Source organism: Polynucleobacter sp. AM-26B4 (assembly GCF_018882285.1).
Taxonomy (GTDB): Bacteria; Pseudomonadota; Gammaproteobacteria; order Burkholderiales; family Burkholderiaceae; genus Polynucleobacter.
On the sequence record NZ_JACVOT010000011.1, the window covers coordinates 1 to 249 of the forward strand.

1 protein-coding gene is annotated in these 249 nt (G+C 51.4%); it reads left to right on the forward strand.

All coding sequences use genetic code 11. From position 1 onward, the window contains the following. Positions 1-249, forward strand: a 249-nt coding sequence (locus tag ICE88_RS08460) for a hypothetical protein (RefSeq protein ID WP_216252061.1), incomplete at both ends; no start/stop codon positions are given.

Sequence of the window (249 nt, forward strand, 5' to 3'; positions counted from 1 at the left end):
CTGCTAGCACGACTCGTGCCGTAGGTACGAACGCCAATGAAGTAGTGGCCACATCAGCCACCGGTACTGATGGCTTCTTGGCTAGCAACTATGACATCACGTATGTATCTGGTAGCTTGGCGATCACCGCTCGTCCGATCACCTTGACTGCGGATAACCGCACGAAGGTTTATGGTGACACATTGAGCTTAGGTACAAGCTCATTTACTAAGACTGCTGGTACCTATGCCAATAGTGAAGTGGCCACGG